The sequence below is a fragment of the Thermoleptolyngbya sp. M55_K2018_002 genome (assembly GCF_015295965.1).
GTDB classification, from domain to species: Bacteria; Cyanobacteriota; Cyanobacteriia; order Elainellales; family Elainellaceae; genus Thermoleptolyngbya; species Thermoleptolyngbya sichuanensis.
This window is the reverse complement of the sequence record NZ_DVEA01000331.1, coordinates 1-17,370: the sequence shown is the minus strand read 5'-3', so window position 1 is coordinate 17,370 and position 17,370 is coordinate 1. Positions and strand designations below refer to the sequence as shown.

Sequence of the window (17,370 nt, the reverse complement as noted above, 5' to 3'; positions counted from 1 at the left end):
GGATAATCCCCCAAGGCTGTTGGCTCGGCAAGCCCCTGCAATCTTGAAAAGGGAAAAGAGACGCTGAAAAGATTAAAGGCACTGAGCATAAAAAAGCGCTGCTGCGAGCAAACTCGAAACAGCGCCGATGGGTTTCTGTATGTGGAGATAGTATGTGGAGATAGAGGGCGATCGCCCGCCGCACCAAACCTTTCTGGTTAAATCTCCGCCACTAAATCTCCGCCACTAAATCTCCGCCACGGCCCGCTCAATCAGGCGACGAGCCAGCGTTTGCGTACCCGTGTGAGAGTAGTATTTCACCGCAATATCCAAAAACGCGCCCAGATAGTCGAGCTTATCCTTCGACACATCCGCCACCTGCACCAGCCGATCCACAATCCCTTCCTGGGTCAGACCGTTTTGAGTCACCAAATCACCCATCCAGCCCTTCACCGACTCAAAGCTCTGGCCAATAAAATTCAGTTTCTCTTCTGAGTTTCCACCCGGAATCAGTTCATTCACACCCTTAAAGGTCTGGTTTTGCTCCAGTTCCTTCGGCGAGAGTCCGTTGATATAGGTTCCTACCTTCTGGATAAAGTTGGGCCCTAGCGGCACCAGCCCATCAAACGACACCAGCGCCGCCATCCGCAGCAGGGCCTCGCCGCCATAGTCACCTAGCGCCGCCAAAAAGTCGCCTAGGCTGTCACCCGGAATGCCGTTGATCTGGCAAAAGGCGACCACCTCCGTCACCAGCTTCACGGCCAGGTCAATGCTCTGTGCCTGTTCTGGCTTGGGCGCGAGGTGCTTGAGCAGTCCTAAAAAGGAAATATCCTGCCCAACGCGATTCGCTAGCGCCGCCGCCCCCAGCGCACTGGAGGCACTGTCCACCGTGTTGTAAAGCCACAGCGCCTTTTGATAGCCCTGCGACTTGTCGTTATAAAGCTGGACAGCCCGTTCGCCAATCGCCTGAATCATGGCGGGATCGGTTTCCATCGTCACTGCTTTGATCGTGTTATCAAAGCCGACCAGGTTTTCCCAGTGACCCGGCACCACAAAGTCCAGAGATTTGAGGGCGCGGACGGTCAACCCGGTGGTGGGCAGATCATCCACGATTTCATAAATCGGTTTACTCATGGTCAGCGCTCCATTACTTCAGCTTGGATAGGCCAATCAGGTCAAATTTTTGAATCCAGGCGCGGCGATTTTCTTTGGTGAATTCTGGATCGCGGCTGAGGACCTTGACCTGATAGCGATCTGCCACGAGGATGCCAGTCTGGGTGTTGCCGATTTCCAGGACGGGGTAGCCCGCCAGTTTGTCGGTGGCGCTGTCATACTTTTTGGCGGCAGTCGGCAGGCTAATGGTGTCAGAAATCGACAGCAGCGCCACGTCCTTTGCGTCTTTCTTCAGCTTGGCTTCGGAAAACCCTTTTTTCTCTTGAGAAAAGACAACGGTATAGCCCTGACCAGAACTCGGGAAGAACTTGTTAAAGCTGCTGCCTTGTTCGGCATCTTTGGCAACGGCTCTGGCTCCGCGCTGGGTAGATTCTTTCTGCGCCTGGGCATAGGGCGAGTTGTCTACTTTGCTACAGGCCGTAGCGCCAGACAACAGCAGAACAGATAGCAATAAAGCAGCCAGTGCCTTACGCCAATTAAAACGGATCATCCTACTCTCCTTTGCAACACGGTTGAAGGTGGCTGGGTCTTACAGGCGATCGCCGCTGGGGTGCGAGGTAGACAGGTCGTGAACCTTGTCTAGCGTGGGGTTAAACCAGAATCCAGAAAGGAGCCGTCTGGTCAAGCCACAACTCGTCTAAAACACCCTGTTCTGAGGCTTTTTGCGGCGTTCAGGACATAGCATACCGTTTGTGGTTCCCTTTTCTCTGTATCTATTCCGAACGCTTGGTTAGGTTTTGTAAATCTCTGGGGTTTGCGGCGGGCGATTTTTCTTTGCATTCTTCTTTGCAGGGAAAGGCAGGAAACCGGGTGTGATACGCTCTGGATTGCACAGAATTTCGCAAAAAATCCCACGAAAACGCTCTCGGCAGCGTGCGGATAAATCGTGCGGAATCTCACCAGCAGCATTTCAGCGGCATCTCAGCTTCTCAAGGGTTTAGCAGCAGGGCTATGGCACACCACACCAGTCTGGGGCAGGCGGCACAGTTCAGCACGGGGCAGCGGAGATGGCGACCCCGAAACCGTCTCCAGACCAGACTATTGCCCCTGGCCTGCGGGCTGACGCTGGGCCTATCGACCTGGTTTGCCCGCCCCGCCCACAGCGCCGAGCGCGTCATTGTCAATCTGGGTAATTTTGAAATTTCCCTGGCGGTGGACGACCTGGAAACCTACGCCACCACAGGCGAGGTGCGGGGCGGGCTGAAGCTCTATTCGCGGTTTTTGAGCGAAACGGGCATGGCGGAACTGCGCCAGTTTCTCCAGCGGCGGTTTGACGTTGATCCGGTGGTGATTTCCCAGTTGCTCTATTCCTCTTTGGGCGAGGAAACCCTACGGCGACTGGGAGCAGTCGTGCGAACCGACACGCGACAAAACGGCTTTTCCGCGATTCGGGCAGCGGCGATTTTGGCGGCGAGTGAGCCGGAGGGACTGTCTATCATCGGCTGGCTGCGGCAATATCCGTCCTACAGCATCCGCCTGAATGCCCAGCAGTTGCTCGAACTGCGGCAGCAGTTTTCCACCCAGATCGACTATCGAGATGCCGTGGTGCGGGCAATTAACGAAGAAGCAGAAAAAGAAGCGGCCGCGTCGCCCCTGCCCGCAATCACCGGATTGCCCGATCCGGGGGAGTTGGGTTCCTACCGCGTCATTTCGCGCACGCTGGAGTTTAGCCGCGATCGCCGCACCCTCTTGGGCGATCGCATCCCTCGTCCGTTTCGCGTGCTGCTGCGGCTGCCCGACGGGTTGACCCAGCCCGCGCCCGTCGTCGTCATTTCCCACGGGCTGGGGTCTACGCCCGAAGCCTTTGCCTACCTGGGCGACCACTTCGCGTCCCACGGCTTTGTCGCCATTCTGCCGCAGCATATCGGCAGCGACGAGAGCCGCCGCACCAGCGCCCTGGCAGGTGTGCTGACCAGCCCCGTGACACCTGTGGAATTTGTCGATCGCCCGCTGGATATCAGCTACGTGCTGGATACCCTGGGCGAACTGGCAGACACCGACCCAGGGCTGGCTGGACGCATGGACTTGCAGCGAGTCGCTGTGCTGGGGCATTCCTTTGGCGGCTACACGGCGCTGGCGCTGGCGGGTGCAAGCTTGAACACGGGCGACCTGTTTCAGCAGGAATGTGCCCGGCCGCAGGCGCGACTGGATGTGTCGCTCGTGCTGCAATGTGCGGCCAGCCGCCTGCCGCCCTATACCTACACGCTGCGCGACCCGCGAGTCCAGGCGGCGATCGCCGTCAGCCCGCTGACCTATCCCGTCTTTGGCCCCGAAGGGCTGGGGCAAATCCAAGTGCCCGTGATGATGATGAGCGGCAGCAACGATTTCATCGCCTCAGCGGTGCAGCAGCAGATTCATCCTTTCCTCTGGCTCAACACGCCGGCAAAGTACCTGGCCATCATGGTGCCCAGTAGCCACACCTTTGCCGACAACACGCCCTCCTCTGGGGCGACGCTAGACACCGTGAGCCTGCTGCTCTCTGGGCCGTCGCCGCGCCTAGGGCAGGAGTATGTGCGCGAGATGAGCCTGGCCTTTTTGCAGCGGCATTTGAACAATCAGCCCGCCTATGAGGTGTTTCTGAGCGCCGCCTATGCCAAGTCGATCAGCGAGGAGCCGCTAGACTTGCGACTGGTGCGATCGCTCTCCCAAGAGCAACTGGAACAAGCCTTTGGCAGACGGCCGCCGATTCCCTTTGTGCCGGAGGTGACGACCCGCTTACCGGGCGATCGCCCTGGGTCGGTGCTGCGGGCGATCGCCGAATCGGGGGTGCTGCGGGCCGCCGTACAGCCCGACTCGCCGCCCTTCGGCACGGTCAACGCCGCAGGGAGCCTGTCGGGCTATTGCGTCGATTTGCTCAACGGCCTCACCCAGCAACTCCAGGCGCAACTGGGCCGCCCGATCCGCCTCGACCTCAGCGCCGCCGAAGTGTCGAACCGCTTTAGCCTGGTGCAAGCGGGCACCGTACAAATCGAGTGTGGGCCCAACACGCTGCGATCCGATATTGAGGGAGTGCTGTTTTCTGCGCCCTTTTTCCTGACGGGGGTACAGCTTTTGGCTGCGGCCGACACCGCCGAACAGTTCAACGCGCTGGGCACGCTGACCGGAGCCAGAATCGGTGTCCTGCGCGACACCTTGACCGAGCAGGTGATTCAGCAGCGATATCCGACGGCACAAATTGTGACACTGCGGGGCGAAACGGCTCGTACAGCAGGCTTTCAGGCGTTACGAAGTGGCGCAATTGACCTGTTTGCAGGCGACGGCGTGCTGCTGCTGGGCGAGGCGCTACAAAGCAATGCTTCTCTGAGCGAGGCGGGCTACACGCTGCTGCCGCCAGAGCCGCTGTCCTGCGACCCCTATGGAATGTTATTGCCCGCCACCGACTCCACCTGGCGCAACACAGTGAATCAGTTCCTGACTAGCCAGGCCGTGCGGCAGATGGGCGATCGCTGGTTTACGCAAGACCTGCGCCCTTACCTGTTCCTGACGCTCGATCGCTGCGTTGCAGAGTAGCGGTTGCAAGACTTTAACTGTGTCTTTATGCCGACACCAGCGCCGTATGCCGCACCGGAATCCGCATCACAAACGTTGTGCCCCGACCCGGCGTAGATTCACAGTGCATTCGTCCCTTGTGCTTATCCACCACAATTTGATAGCTAATCGACAACCCCAACCCTGTTCCTTTGCCAACGGGTTTAGTGGTGAAAAAGGGATCAAATAAGCGCGATCGCACGGTTTCTGGAATGCCCGTTCCATTATCCGAAATCATAACTTCTGCCCAATCTGAATCGATTAATTGAGTTTTGATTTGAATAACGTTCGGATGCTCAGAAATCTCTTGAAAAGATCGCGCTTGATTGACTTCCTCTAGTGCATCAATTGAATTAGTAATCAGGTTCATAAACACCTGATTAAGCTGTCCTGGATAACATTCCACCATCGGTAAATCGCCATATTCCTTAATCACCTGAATCTCTGGACGATCTGCCTTGGGTTTGAGGCGATGCTGCAAAATCAGCAGCGTATTATCAATCCCTTCATGGATATCTGCTGGCTTAAATTCAGCTTCATTTAAGCGCGAGAAATTGCGAAGCGACAGCACGATTTCACGAATACGCCCTGTGCCAATCCGCATTGATTGCAGAATTTTCTGTAAATCTTCTGCCAAAAACGCTAGATCAATTTCTTCCAGCGTCTCTTGCAGCGCTGCCGGGGGATCGGGGATGACTTTCTCGTAGGCCTGGACTAATCTGATCAGGTCTTGGGTGTAGGTATTGAGATGTTCTAAGTTGCCGTGAATAAAGTTCACTGGGTTATTGATTTCATGGGCAACGCCCGCAACTAGTTGACCCAGGCTAGACATTTTTTCACTCTGCACCATTTGAGTTTGGGTGCGATGCAATTCTTCCAACAGTTGCTTAAGATGATCGTTCTTTTCCTGAAGTTCTTGTGTGCGGAGGAGGACCTTTTGCTCAAGGGATTGGCTATAGGCTTCTAGCTTTTCATTGGCGGCTTGCTGCTGCTGCAAAAGCTGATTGACAAAGGCAATCAGTTGATTAAAAGATTGGGCGAGGCTGCCGATTTCATCATTGCTGGAAACCGAGGCTTGCAGATCAAATTTTGCATCTTGAATCGACAGTTGAGCAACGTCAGTTAGCTCCTGAACCGGACGGGCGATCGCCCGACTAGTGATAATGCCCAGTGCAATGGCGATCGCCGTAGATAGCACAATGCCCGATATGATCGCATGAAACCGAAATGCATCTGCCTGATCGAGATGCTGGTAGGCCAGGGTTTTCTGATTTTCCGCGACCCACTGTATCTGCACCAGCCGCTCCGACAGCTTTTCAAAGCGAAGCCGCATCCGAACGGCCTCTGCGTCTGTCAGGCTTGCTAAGATCAGTTGCTGGGCAGGGCCAGCCGTCTCCCGTGTTAGTTCCTGCGGGTTAATCCGTTTCCACAGTGCAGCAATATGCTGGCGGTAGCCCTCAATGGTGGAATCGTAGCTTTGGACTAGTGTTTCTAACGTTTCTACATCCAGATTTTCCTGGGAAGTGTCCAGGTTAATAAACGAGTCTAATTCTGCCAGCAGGGCCTTAGCCTGATTAAAATCATTCGTAAACTTACTCATCTCATACTGAAACCAGATTGGCTCTTGCAGCACCACCAGCAAGCGTTGAGGATGAGATTGGAGAGATAGCGATAGCAGCGACAGCTTATTCAACGTGTTTTGCTGAATCTTAGCAACCTCCAGGGCTTCTTGTGCCTTCTGCTGGGCATGACTGCCGATTGCTAACCCCAGCAGCGCCCCCAGCGCGGCAATACTAATCGCCACGCCATAGCCATAGCCAATCTTTTTGGAAATACTTTGGCGAGAATCAAGCCAAGCATCCACACCTGCACCTATCTTTGTAATAAAAGCCATACTGATAAGCGTCCGATCTTAAAGCAATCAAGAGCCGATGAAACCTAAATTACACAACCTAAAAATCACCCCAAAATGACATTGAGCTGTCATCAACCACCTGGCTTGATCAGCGCAATTAAAGAATTAAACGGTCTAGAGAGTCGAAAAAATTAGAGGAATTTGTCCTGGCCAATAGCGCGATAGGCTTCTCGAATCATTTCGTAGTCCGCATCATTTGCCACAGAAAACTGACTATCTTCTGGAAAGCGGACTGTCAGGCTTTCCACCGAGCGAATTCCTTGAAGCAACTTGTTTTGTCCCCGCAACATCCGAGCCTGAATCTCTGCTCCAACTGCCGAGCTAAACGCACTACTTAAAACGAACACATCACCTGGCAGTAGATCACCCCGCGCCACAATTGGATAGTCTTGCTCAGATGCATTCAGCGCTTTTAGGATAGCTCTATATCGAGGATTTCCACTGACAAAGGCATCCACTTTCCCAAGGCGTAGTGATTCCAAGTCATTTTCCCCAGTCATGACCGCTTTGTAGTCTACTTGAGGAGTTAATCCTGCATCCAACAGCATTTTCGTGCCAGCCAAATGGGAGGCTGTAGAGCCAACTTTCCACATATCAACGGTTTTTCCCTTCAGATCCGCCAAGGATTGAATCCCACTATCGGCACGAACCACCAGGACTGCGTAATAGTTGGAGCGAATCAAGCTGACCAGTGGTGTGGCTTGAGTGCGAGCGTGGATGGTGACATATTCAGATGGGCCGGCCCAAACCAAATCCAGTTGATTGGCTTGCAATGCAGAAGCGGCCATCAGCAAGTCATCTACAGGAAAAAACTCAACAGAAGTTTCTAAAACTTCCTCTAGAGCAGTCCGAAATGGCTCGTACTTTTCGTTTAATTCATCGATGCCTTGAACATCTGTAATCGCCAATCTCAGTCTCTCAGGTAGCCGAACAGTAGCTGTGCGAGAGGCTGTGGAGCTTGCGCCACAACCAGCCGCAAAGAGGCAGGAATACCATAGGAAGTTGCGTCGTTTCATGACATTTTGGAGACAGGACTAAGCTGAGTGAACTCAAACTAGAGTTCCCGCTCAACATAAGAAGTCACCAAAAATTAATGATGATTTACCAAACTTATTAGATTACGCAACTCATGATGGTATGTCGCTTTGTATCGCTGCATTCTCCTCAGTCTGCTATCTTCTCTAGGTGCTGACCTTCTAATAAAAATGCGCCGCGTCCAAACCTCACACCCCAATACCCACCCGGTCGGCGATCCAGCACGATGCCTTCTTCACCAACCTGAATCAGGTCAGGTGGACGCAGCATGGGCATCGGCTCTGCGGTTTTGAGATAGGCAGGCAGGGCGATCGCCCGCACCCGATCGCCCACCTGAAACACCTTCTCCTCTGTTCCATCCAGTTCTGCCATTGCTTCACCCTCGTTCAGGGAACTTGCCAGATTTTTTCATGATACTGGCTCGGTTCCGCATAGGGATCGATCATTTCGCCATGATGATGATGCCCATGCGTATGGCCGTGGGGATGCCCGTGGGCGTGGCTGGGTTCATGGTCATGCGTAGGGTCATGCGTGTGATCCTGCGGATGGCTGGGTCTATGTGCATGATCTTGAGCATGATCTTGAGCATGATTTTGGGCATGTTCATGCGCGTGTCCGTGATCGTGCCCATGATCGTGCCCATGATCGTGCCCATGATTATGTCCATGCGCGTGTGCGTGTGCATGGTCATGCCCGTGGGCTGCGCCATTGCCGACAGCCGCCAGACGAAACTTGCACATTTCGCAATTCATCTGCACCTGCCCAAGCTGCGTTTCGATTTCGCGATCGCGCAATACAGAAAACAGCGTCCTGTGCAGCCCCATCTCTGGTAGGCAGACCATCGAGATATCGGGAAACTGGGCTTGCTGTTGGGCAGTGATCATGGCAATTTTCTTGACCAGCACGCCCGTAAACAAAAAGTAGGGCAGCACGATAATTCGCCTGGGCTGATACAGACGGGCGCGGCGGAAACCCTCTTCTAGCCGGGGATGGGTAATGCCGATAAAGCAGGTTTCGACGGTGTGATAGCCGCTGCCTTCCCAGAGAATTCTCGCCATTTTATAGACATCGCCGTTGGCATCGGGATCGCTGGCCCCGCGCCCCACAAACAGCAGCAGTGTGTCTTCCCGCGCAATGCCCTGGGGGTTCCACTGCGGCTGGTCGAGTTCTGCGAGGCGCGATCGCCACAGATCCAAAATTCCTGGCGTAATGCCAAAATGCCGCCCATAGTGAAACGTGACTTGGGGATGGCGCTGGCGGGCGCGATCCAGTTCATTGGTCACGTCGAACTTGTTGTGTCGCGCCGCAAACAGCAGCACAGGCAGCACCGAAAGGTCGGTATAGCCCTTGGCAACGCACTCGTCTACGCCCTGCTGAATCGATGGCTCCGTCAGTTCCAAAAAGCAGGGCACAACCGGACGCGAGAGATCCAACGCCTGATACGCCGCTGCAAAATCTAGCAAGCCCTGGCGACCATCGGCATCGCGGCTGCCGTGGCCCACCAGCAGCACCGGACGCTGCATCGGTAGCGGGGGAAGATCGATCTGGGGCGAATTTCCGAGGGCGATCGCCCCCTGCTCTGGCTCCAGAGGATACATCAGCGGCTGCGCTAGCGGCTCAGAGTTCGCAGCATCAGAGTTTGCAGCAATGGGGAAATTGGACTTTGAAGAAACGGGGTCAATAGAAAGGGTCATAAAAATCAAAACTCCGTTCCCGTGCGACGCGGGAGCTAGAGTGAAAAAGCAGCAGGCTGGCGTTCTGGCTGGGGAGCTTTGGATGATTTGGATGATTTGATGTTCACCCAATGAAACACGCTCCAGCTCCCATCACAGTTGCGGCACAGCGCCGGACTCTCACCGGACTTTCCCACCCTGCGGCTGTTCACATGTGCCTAGCCATCTTACCCCAGGCGGGGAGTCGTGGAATGGGGGAGAGGGGGATTGGAATGTGTCCCAGATTGGGAATGAGGGGATAATAAGAGGATCGCGGGATCGCGTCCTTCCCCGGATTGCGTTTTCAATTGCGTTTTTTTAGTGCGTTTTCAATTGCGTTTTCAATTGCGTTTTCCCAATGTCCTTTCGCAAGCGCATCGCCTTTTACCTCGAAGATATCGACACGCCTACCGGAAAGGCGCTCAACCTGCTGATTACCGGGCTGGTCCTGCTGTCGGTGGCGATTTTTGTCGCGCAGACCTATCCGCTGTCGGAGGAGTGGCGGACGGTTTTGGGGGCGCTGGATTTGGCGCTGCTGCTGCTGTTTTCGCTGGAATATTTGCTGCGGCTGTGGTGTGCGGAAGATCGACTCAAGTTTGTGTTCAGCCTCTTTGGGTTGATTGATTTGATGGCGATTTTGCCATTTTTCTTGGGCGCAGTGGATATTCGGTTTATCCGCATTTTCCGCTGGTTTCGGATTTTGCGGCTGGCGCGATTTTTTGAAGGGCGGACGGTGTTTGGCTATGTCACGACGGAAGACAGCGCCATTGTTGCCCGCATTTTGTTCACGCTGTTTTCTATCGTGTTTGTCTATTCTGGGCTGATCTATCAGGTCGAACATCCGGTCAACCCGGAGCAATTCAACACGTTTTTTGACGCGATTTATTTCTCGATTTCGACCATTTCAACGGCGGGCTTGGGGGATGTGGTGCCGATTACCGATGGCGGGCGATCGCTCACTATTTTGATGCTGTTGACCGGAATTTTGTTTATTCCCTGGCAGTTGGGCGACTTGATCAAGCAGTTGGTTAAAACGGGCACTCGTGTTGCCGTGCAATGCTCAAATTGCGACCTGTCGGTGCATGACCCGGATGCCTTGTTTTGCAAAAACTGTGGGACGCGGCTGCCTGCAAAGCCAGCGTTTTTTCCGGGAGAGAGTGATACAAATCCAACCCAAGTGGAGAACGTGATCAAGTAGACTAGGGGGCAGTTTTATTTCTGGTTTTCCAGAGCGTTCTTGGTTTGCGCCCGTCGGTGCCCCCAAGAGCGTGCAGGTTCTTGTGCTAGTTCTATCGTGAGGAGCAAAAAGCAATGCAGCAGCGAGGGGTCACAGTTTGGTTTACCGGGCTGAGCGGCGCGGGCAAGACGACGATTCGCATGGCGGTGGAAAAGGAATTGCGCGATTGCGGCTTGGCGGTAGAGGTGCTGGACGGCGACATCGTGCGCCAGCATCTCACCAAGGGGCTAGGCTTTAGCAAAGAAGACCGGGACGAAAACATCCGCCGCATTGGGTTTGTGGCACACCTGCTCAGCCGCAATGGCGTGATTGTGCTGGTGTCGGCGATTTCGCCCTATCGGGATGTGCGCGACGAAATGCGCGATCGCATCGGAGATTTCGTAGAAGTGTATGTCAACGCGCCGCTCAGCGTGTGCGAAGAGCGCGACGTGAAGGGCCTCTACAAAAAAGCACGGGCGGGCGAAATCAAGCAGTTCACAGGCATCGACGACCCCTACGAAGCGCCGCTGAATCCGGAAGTGGAATGCCGCACCGATCAAGAAACCCTCGAAGAGAGCGCCGCCAAGGTGCTGAATTTCCTGAAGCAGCAGGGATATCTGACCGGGCAGCCCGCGGCCTCGCTCAAACAGCAGTAAGGGGGCTAAGCAAGGGGACAGAAAGGGGACTAGAAAACCCTGAGCGACTGCGCTGCCTGAATTAGTCCTGGTACAGCCGCTGCGTCCCATCCCATCTCGGCACGGCGGCCCGTCAGCAGGATCATCCGCAGACTGTAGGACTGGGGAAACCCTTCGACCTCCAACCAGAGGCGATCGCTCTCCAGTTCACAGGCAATCCGCTCCTCTTCCATAAGTTCTGCCGCCATCTGGCTCATGGTTTCCGCCAGTTGCCCCGCCAGCCGACAAAAATCCTCCAGTTCCGCTGCGGTTAGCTCCAGCGCCCAGTCGTCGCCGCCAACGAGTCCAACAAATTCGGGCGCGTCTTCGTCCCAGCCGATTTGCCAGCCGGGGCCGCGTTTGAGGGTGCGAGGCATTAGGAGTGATATTGATTGTGGATTGGCGATTTTGGATTTTGGATTGGCGATTGAATGGCAGCCAAGAATCTGCGGGGCTTCTCGCAATTTCGTTTGTAGCTCCGCTTGTAGCAAGCCTCAAGCGTGCTGTCGGAATCGATGGGATGGGATGACGCAAGAAGAGGATAGGACTTGACGTGACCGATCTCTGGATCGCGTCATCCCTTTGCATTTCATGCCGCTTATTCCGCTACTCTAATCGGCTGAACCACCAGAATATTTGTGCCGTCTAGCCGCCCCATCACGCGCACGGGCGTATCCACGGGCAGGTGTAGCTGTCGCCAGGGCAAATCCAGGCACGCTTTCCAGCGAGTCCCTTCGTGCATGATCCAGCCCGTATAGCCGGGATAAATGGCTTCTTTCACAACGCCGTGGTCGCTGACGGGGCCCACGCCCAGTACGTCGGTGATGGGCAAAACCTCTTCTGGCAGCCAGGTGAGCGGGGCAGGCGTTGCCTCAATACCAGGAGCAGGCTTGGCTTCGGCGGAACTGGGGTCAGGGGTGGGGGCACTATATTCGGGGCTGGTGCGCTCTGGCGCGGTCGGCACAGTCGGCGCAGTCGGTACAGTCGGCGCAGGTGGCATAGGTGGTACAGTCGGCGCGGTCGCAGTCGGCACCGCAGACGTAGGAACCGCCGCTGGCTGGGGCGAGGGCGCAGGGAATGGAACAGCAGGCGGCGTGGGTTGGTCGGGCTGGGCTGCGGGTTGGCTCAGGTTTTGCATGGCGGTGGTTGATGGCGGTAGAGCATCCAAATGGGTAGAACTCGGAGTCCTCCATTCAGAATTCCCAGGAGTGGAACCCGGAATAGAAGCATCCCATAAAGTTTCCTCTGGGGAAATCTGTCGAGGATGGGAGAAAGCCTCGGCAAGGGGGAGGAGATGGGTTTCGGGCGGGGCTACGGCGAGGGGCGATCGCCCCCCAGGAGCCGCTTGTACGGGTTCTCGGAAGGGATGCTCCTGTTCTCTATATCGCCCCTCTCGCGCCAGATTATGCTGGGGAGACGGGCTGGGCAGCGCGGCTTCGGCTGGGTTCCCGAACCGCTGCCCCGACCAGGCGGCTTGCAGCCCCATCCCTGGCTCGCCCAGCAGACTGGCCCAACTCGGCGGCATCTCGGCCCGGTTTTGAAAAATCACGGGCAGCCAACTGGCACAGGGAAAATCGCGCTCCAGTTCTGCTAGACGCTGGCGGGCCTCCCGCACTGACAGATACAGCGGAGTGCCGCGAGAAAAGGCGCTGAGGAAGTATTTCAGAAATTCTTGGGCGATGCGATCTGGCACGGGTTCGCGCATGACGATGAGCTGGGGAATATGAAGCTGTCGCAGATCTTGCGCCAGGCCCAGCCCGTTGCAGGAGTTCAAAATTGCCAGCTTCAGGCCGCGCTGCACGGCTTTGTCGAGGCTGGCACGAAAGTCGGCGATCGCCAAACTGTCGGTCTGATTGATAAAAATCCGCCCGCGATCGCCCCTCTGTGCGCCCGCGCCCTCAACGCTTTCGCTATGCCCAGCGAAAAAGAGAATGTCCCAGGTTTGCTCAAACAGGCGATCGCTGATCTCTTGGCGCGACGGTTCTACCAGAAACCTCACCTCCGCCTGGGGCAAGCGTTCTAGCAAAGCGCGATCGGTGGCGACATCGATTCCGGCGCTGTTGCCCAAAATTGCCAAAATTCGCACTCGGTCGCTGGGCGGCACAGCCAGCACCGGACGAGTGCGCTGGGCAGCAGGCGAGCTAAAAGCCAGTTCAGTATTGGGGTAGCGCTCAAAAAAATCCCACAAGTGCCAGGGCAACTGCGCCAGCAGCGGATCGCGGGTGTGAACCAGCACGCGCACAGTGTCGTTGCGCTTGAGTTCGCAGAGCAAATCCTCTTTGATGGGGCGAAATTCCCTTGCGGCCAGCCAGTTCGACATTGCCCGCTGGAGATAGCTGGCCGCCGTGTGGCAGGCTTGGATGCACGACCAGACCGAACTGGTATAAGACACCTGTTTGGGGCGCAGGCGCGTCGGCACGGGCAACTGGAGATAGCAATACCGCCAGTAGTTGAAGTATTCCAGCAGGTGGGGCTGGGGCGGCAGCCGACCAGACGACTCTAGCTCAGGCTGCTTGCCGTCTTCGCCCACTTCCAGACCCACCTGCACGCCCGATGCCAGATCGCCGTCTAGTCTCAGCAGAACGAGTTTCGTCATGGCTATGCCTCCGGGGTAGGCGTAGGGGTTGGGGATTGGGGGCTAAGGGGAGTTCGGAAAGGCTCAAATCAGGAAGGTTTCGACGTGGCGATCGCCCCCCAAGCTAATCACCACATCAAACGCCTCACCCGTCTGGCCCTCAAACTGGAGCGTGGCTCGACCGCTGCGGCTGGGTTGGGCAAACATCGACTCATTGCCCTGCTGATCGACCACCCACAGTTGCAGGCCTGCGGGCAGATCGCCGCCATCGCGGGCCGCGCAGATAACAGACAAATCAAACACGTCGGGCTGCTGCGTTGGGCAGATCTGCACAATCAGCGCTACCCACTCCAGCCGTCGGTCAAAATGGCGCACCTCGACGAATTTGCCACGGGCGACGGGCCGCGGGCCGCCAGCGGATGAAGGGGCGGCATAGGGCGATGCGTCGCGGCAAATCGTGCCCAGATGTCCCTGATCCCAAATGTCTGCCAGCGGCAGCCAGGACGCATCGAACTGTCCATTGCGCCAGCTTGCCAGATGCGTGATCGAGCGGGCGGGGAGAGGGAAGGAATGTTGAGACGGGGGCTGGAGCGATCGCCGCAGGTGATATTCCAGCACATCGCGCGGCGACAGCACGGGAATGCCCGCGCCCTCAAACTGTTCTGGGCGATGGGTGATCAGTCCGTCCATGCGATAGTGCAAGGCGCAAGCGATTTCCTCTGCCGAGTCGTATTCAAAGGGCTGGCTATTAGCCCGCAGCCAGATATTGGCATCGCTCCGACACACCGTCAGCATCCGCATCAGCACCTCCGCAAGCGTCAGCGCGTGGCGAGCGTCGCGCTGGTTCATAATGATGCAGAGCCGCTGATAGCCCAGTTCGGTAATGCAGCCTTGGATCTGCCGCTGCTGCAAGCATTGCCACAAAAAGCTGGCATAGTCGGCGCTGATGCTCGGACGGCTTAAAATCAGATCCACCAGCAAGTCCGCGTCTAGCATATAGCACCGGGTGCAGAGCGGCTGCGGCAAGCGGTTGAAAGACATGGAACTCATGGAAATCTCTCCTGAGCATGACGTGAGTAGCGATGCAGACTATTCCAAAGGACTTGGCAAGCGGCTGGCATAGAGGCTTATCAAAGACTCAGCCCAATGACTCAGCTTTATGAATTAGCCTTGAGCCTTGGCCAAAACTCATCCGTAGGGCAGAGAAAACCAGGCGCGAGGGTCGGTCATCTTCTACAAGGCTGCTGCGTTGAACCGTCAAACCCAGGACACGGGCAGTGCGATCGCACGTCAGCAGTGGGGACTCCCTCGGCAAAGGGCATTTGATACTGAAAAGTGATAGCTTCTGACTGGATGGGTTGATGGTAGCATTATTTGCTTGTGTTTGGGGATGCTAGAGACAGCCGTTGAACGATTTGCTGAAGATTTGCTGAACTAAATGAACTTTTGGGACGGGTCGAGGACCCTGCTGAAGCTGCCGCTAGCTCTTGGAATGCGGGTGCTGATGCACCGCCTCTGGCGCAGCCTCCGGAGCCGGACTGCCCATCAGCCGCTGTGCGTCGCTGAGCGACAGCGCATCTGGCTCTGGAGTCGGGGGTAGTGGGGCGATCGCCCTTGGTTCTGCCCCTGGTTCTGCCGCTGCTTCTGCAACTGGTTCTGCGGCGGGCGGATGGGTCGGCGCAGGTGGTCGCATCAGGGCTTGCGCTTCCTCTAGCGATAGCAGCGGCGCAGCGGCCGTTGCCGGGTCTTCGATCAGGTCTTTGAGATTGCAATTCAGCGCGTCGCACAGGCGGATCAGCTTGACGATCCAATCCAGGCCGCCGCGGCCGCGTTCCCAATTGGCGATGGTGGTTTCTGTCACGCCGACTCGCTGCGAAAGCTGAAGCTGAGTGAGGCCAGCCGCTTTGCGAAGTTCCGCAATGCGAGGGCGGGGGTCTGGGGTGTGCATTCAGTCCTCCCGAATGGTTCTAGAGGCTCAGCCTAGCACGGATTTAGGTAAATTGTGTTATAAATTAAGTTTTACCTAAAATTAAAGCCCTAATATTGCAACCCTGCAAGTTTTTAGGCTAACCTATTTATAGTTCCACCAATCCGCTTTGGGAGCAGCAGACTGGCTGGCAACGACAAAGCCTAAATATCTCTCCGGGGGAACTGAAAATCATGCTGATTTTGCCAGACGACCACAACGATGATTACCGCAACGACTATCGCCGCCTGATCAAGCTTTCTGATCAAGAAGCCTTTGACCCCAACACGGGCGATCGCTATCGCATCGAACGCCAAGACCCGGCGGGCGGCCCTGGCGGCGGCTTCATTCTGGCAATTTTGCTGGGAGTGCTGCTGTGGCTGGTGGTGAATACGGGCGGGGTCCAAACGCCTCGACCGCAGCCCACGCCCGAATGGATTTACCCAACCCAGCCGATGCGGCCGATTGGATAATCCGGCGGTCCCTCTCCGAACGGCGGGTTGCGTGAGCGAGTCCGCGCAGCCCGCCCCCTCTTGCCCAACGATTCCAAACAGCCTTTACAATCCAAAACAGCTAGGACTTACGCGAATAGACCCAAAATCCAGAACACTTATCGCAAGCGCAAGGTGCAACTTTGCCGATTCCCCCTCGCTCTAAATTCCTCTTCCAGAGCGGGAAAGGGACTTCAAGCCTCTCTTGCTCTCCTTCTCCCAATTCGAGAGAAGGGGTTGGGGGATGAGGGCAGATTAAAAGCTGTGCGTCGCGTTCTCGCAAGTGCGTAGGTTCTGACAGTTTCCTTTTCTCTTGCAGGCAGGCCAATGGCTCAGGGTGCTGATTTCAGCCAGGATCGACTTAAGCTCGTCTTCATTCGCCATGCCGAGTCGGTGGGCAATGTGGAGCGGCGGATGCAGGGCCATGCCGACTATGAGCTAACGGCACGCGGCCGGCAGCAGGCGCGGCAACTGGCAGAACGCCTGTGGGCAAAGGGACAGCCGCCCTCGAAGGTCTACAGCAGCCCCCTCAAGCGGGCAGCGCAAACGGCAGAAATTTTGCTGGCTCAGAGAACGAGCGAACCAGTTCCGCATCCAATTTCTATTCCAACGATTGAACCGACGATTGAATACGCTGAGGAACTGCTGGAATTTCAAAACGGCATTTTCAAAGGGCTGACCTGGGACGAGGCGCGGGAGCGATATCCCGAACTCTGTGCTGATCTAGAAGCTTCGCCCGACTGGATTCCCGCACCAGGAGCCGAAACCCTGCAAGATGGGCGCGATCGCGCTGAGCGTTTTATCCAGCGGGTTTTGGCGACGCATCGCAACGGCGAAACGCTGTGGATCGTCACCCATAGCTGGATCTTGCAGCATCTTATTGCGGCGATGCTGGGGAGCGATCGCACTTGGCATTGCTCTACAAAAAATACGGCTGTGTTCGAGTTTTGGCTAGAGCGATCGCGCTGGACACTCCCCTCCGACAATCCCAACCGCTGGAACAGCGACCTCTGGCATATTCGTCGATTTAACGACACCAGCCATTTGCGAGAGTTCTAGCCACCCAGCAAACCCAGCAGACTGCCGAAAAACAGGTTGAAAACAGG

General features: G+C 56.2%; 15 protein-coding genes and 1 riboswitch. Of the genes, 5 read left to right on the top strand and 10 right to left on the bottom strand.

Annotation, left to right across the window (positions count from 1 at the left end; translation table 11 throughout):
* Positions 1-225: 225 nt before the first annotated feature.
* Both IGS51_RS16925 and IGS51_RS16920 read right to left on the bottom strand, forming a co-directional pair.
* The gene (locus IGS51_RS16925; protein WP_297079991.1) at positions 226-1,113 is read right to left on the bottom strand and encodes a hypothetical protein; all 888 of its coding nucleotides are present in this window, start codon (positions 1,111-1,113) and stop codon (positions 226-228) included.
* A 13-nt stretch (positions 1,114-1,126) separates the two neighbouring features.
* On the bottom strand, positions 1,127-1,642 hold the full coding sequence (locus IGS51_RS16920; RefSeq protein ID WP_297079990.1) for a hypothetical protein: 516 nt from the start codon (positions 1,640-1,642) through the stop codon (positions 1,127-1,129).
* 461 nt (positions 1,643-2,103) lie between these two features.
* Between IGS51_RS16920 and IGS51_RS16915 the strand changes: the two genes are divergently transcribed.
* Positions 2,104-4,662, top strand: coding sequence for an alpha/beta fold hydrolase (locus tag IGS51_RS16915; protein WP_297079989.1), 2,559 nt, complete (start codon positions 2,104-2,106; stop codon positions 4,660-4,662).
* A gap of 25 nt (positions 4,663-4,687) precedes the next feature.
* Here IGS51_RS16915 and IGS51_RS16910 read toward each other — a convergent pair whose 3' ends face one another.
* The 4 genes from IGS51_RS16910 to IGS51_RS16895 form a co-directional block, all read right to left on the bottom strand.
* The gene (locus IGS51_RS16910; RefSeq protein ID WP_297079988.1) at positions 4,688-6,544 is read right to left on the bottom strand and encodes an ATP-binding protein; all 1,857 of its coding nucleotides are present in this window, start codon (positions 6,542-6,544) and stop codon (positions 4,688-4,690) included.
* A 182-nt stretch (positions 6,545-6,726) separates the two neighbouring features.
* On the bottom strand, positions 6,727-7,503 hold the full coding sequence (locus IGS51_RS16905; RefSeq protein WP_297079987.1) for a PhnD/SsuA/transferrin family substrate-binding protein: 777 nt from the start codon (positions 7,501-7,503) through the stop codon (positions 6,727-6,729).
* 256 nt (positions 7,504-7,759) lie between these two features.
* On the bottom strand, positions 7,760-8,002 hold the full coding sequence (gene sipA, locus IGS51_RS16900; RefSeq protein ID WP_297079986.1) for a regulatory protein SipA: 243 nt from the start codon (positions 8,000-8,002) through the stop codon (positions 7,760-7,762).
* 14 nt (positions 8,003-8,016) lie between these two features.
* Positions 8,017-9,153 carry a sirohydrochlorin chelatase gene (locus IGS51_RS16895; RefSeq protein WP_297079992.1) on the bottom strand — a complete coding sequence of 379 codons (1,137 nt, stop codon included), beginning with the start codon at positions 9,151-9,153 and terminating at the stop codon, positions 8,017-8,019.
* Positions 9,154-9,360: 207 nt separating this feature from the next.
* A riboswitch (cobalamin riboswitch) is annotated at positions 9,361-9,540 on the bottom strand.
* Between the two features lie 160 nt (positions 9,541-9,700).
* Between IGS51_RS16895 and IGS51_RS16890 the strand changes: the two genes are divergently transcribed.
* Together IGS51_RS16890 and cysC are read left to right on the top strand one after the other, a co-directional pair.
* Positions 9,701-10,540: an ion transporter gene (locus tag IGS51_RS16890; protein WP_297079985.1), complete on the top strand. Its 840-nt coding sequence runs from the start codon at positions 9,701-9,703 to the stop codon at positions 10,538-10,540.
* A 113-nt stretch (positions 10,541-10,653) separates the two neighbouring features.
* A complete protein-coding gene (gene cysC, locus IGS51_RS16885) occupies positions 10,654-11,214 on the top strand; it encodes an adenylyl-sulfate kinase (RefSeq protein ID WP_367279365.1) in 561 nt (186 codons plus the stop codon).
* 29 nt (positions 11,215-11,243) lie between these two features.
* On the opposite strand, the gene IGS51_RS16880 is transcribed toward cysC, so the two are convergent.
* The 4 genes from IGS51_RS16880 to IGS51_RS16865 form a co-directional block, all read right to left on the bottom strand.
* Complete coding sequence (locus IGS51_RS16880; protein ID WP_297079984.1) at positions 11,244-11,609, bottom strand: DUF1818 family protein; 366 nt, start codon at positions 11,607-11,609, stop codon at positions 11,244-11,246.
* 221 nt (positions 11,610-11,830) lie between these two features.
* Positions 11,831-13,828, bottom strand: a complete 1,998-nt coding sequence (locus IGS51_RS16875; RefSeq protein ID WP_297079983.1) for a CHAT domain-containing protein — start codon at positions 13,826-13,828, stop codon at positions 11,831-11,833.
* A gap of 63 nt (positions 13,829-13,891) precedes the next feature.
* A complete protein-coding gene (locus tag IGS51_RS16870; RefSeq protein WP_297079982.1) occupies positions 13,892-14,857 on the bottom strand; it encodes a PIN domain-containing protein in 966 nt (321 codons plus the stop codon).
* 430 nt (positions 14,858-15,287) lie between these two features.
* Entirely contained in the window at positions 15,288-15,755 is a 468-nt protein-coding gene (locus IGS51_RS16865) for a helix-turn-helix transcriptional regulator (protein WP_297079981.1), read from the bottom strand.
* Between the two features lie 212 nt (positions 15,756-15,967).
* Between IGS51_RS16865 and IGS51_RS16860 the strand changes: the two genes are divergently transcribed.
* Both IGS51_RS16860 and IGS51_RS16855 read left to right on the top strand, forming a co-directional pair.
* Positions 15,968-16,246, top strand: a complete 279-nt coding sequence (locus tag IGS51_RS16860; RefSeq protein WP_297079980.1) for a hypothetical protein — start codon at positions 15,968-15,970, stop codon at positions 16,244-16,246.
* A 345-nt stretch (positions 16,247-16,591) separates the two neighbouring features.
* The gene (locus IGS51_RS16855; protein WP_297079979.1) at positions 16,592-17,323 is read left to right on the top strand and encodes a histidine phosphatase family protein; all 732 of its coding nucleotides are present in this window, start codon (positions 16,592-16,594) and stop codon (positions 17,321-17,323) included.
* Positions 17,324-17,370: the final 47 nt, after the last annotated feature.

Coding starts and splice junctions, on each gene's coding strand:
- IGS51_RS16855 (WP_297079979.1), top strand. CDS start 16,592: ATGGCTCAGGGTGCTGATTTCAGCCAGGATCGACTTAAGCTCGTCTTC.
- IGS51_RS16875 (WP_297079983.1), bottom strand. CDS start 13,828: ATGACGAAACTCGTTCTGCTGAGACTAGACGGCGATCTGGCATCGGGC.
- IGS51_RS16865 (WP_297079981.1), bottom strand. CDS start 15,755: ATGCACACCCCAGACCCCCGCCCTCGCATTGCGGAACTTCGCAAAGCG.
- IGS51_RS16925 (WP_297079991.1), bottom strand. CDS start 1,113: ATGAGTAAACCGATTTATGAAATCGTGGATGATCTGCCCACCACCGGG.
- IGS51_RS16890 (WP_297079985.1), top strand. CDS start 9,701: ATGTCCTTTCGCAAGCGCATCGCCTTTTACCTCGAAGATATCGACACG.
- cysC (WP_367279365.1), top strand. CDS start 10,654: ATGCAGCAGCGAGGGGTCACAGTTTGGTTTACCGGGCTGAGCGGCGCG.
- IGS51_RS16920 (WP_297079990.1), bottom strand. CDS start 1,642: ATGATCCGTTTTAATTGGCGTAAGGCACTGGCTGCTTTATTGCTATCT.
- IGS51_RS16895 (WP_297079992.1), bottom strand. CDS start 9,153: ATGCAGCGTCCGGTGCTGCTGGTGGGCCACGGCAGCCGCGATGCCGAT.
- IGS51_RS16870 (WP_297079982.1), bottom strand. CDS start 14,857: ATGAGTTCCATGTCTTTCAACCGCTTGCCGCAGCCGCTCTGCACCCGG.
- IGS51_RS16860 (WP_297079980.1), top strand. CDS start 15,968: ATGCTGATTTTGCCAGACGACCACAACGATGATTACCGCAACGACTAT.
- IGS51_RS16880 (WP_297079984.1), bottom strand. CDS start 11,609: ATGCCTCGCACCCTCAAACGCGGCCCCGGCTGGCAAATCGGCTGGGAC.
- sipA (WP_297079986.1), bottom strand. CDS start 8,002: ATGGCAGAACTGGATGGAACAGAGGAGAAGGTGTTTCAGGTGGGCGAT.
- IGS51_RS16915 (WP_297079989.1), top strand. CDS start 2,104: ATGGCACACCACACCAGTCTGGGGCAGGCGGCACAGTTCAGCACGGGG.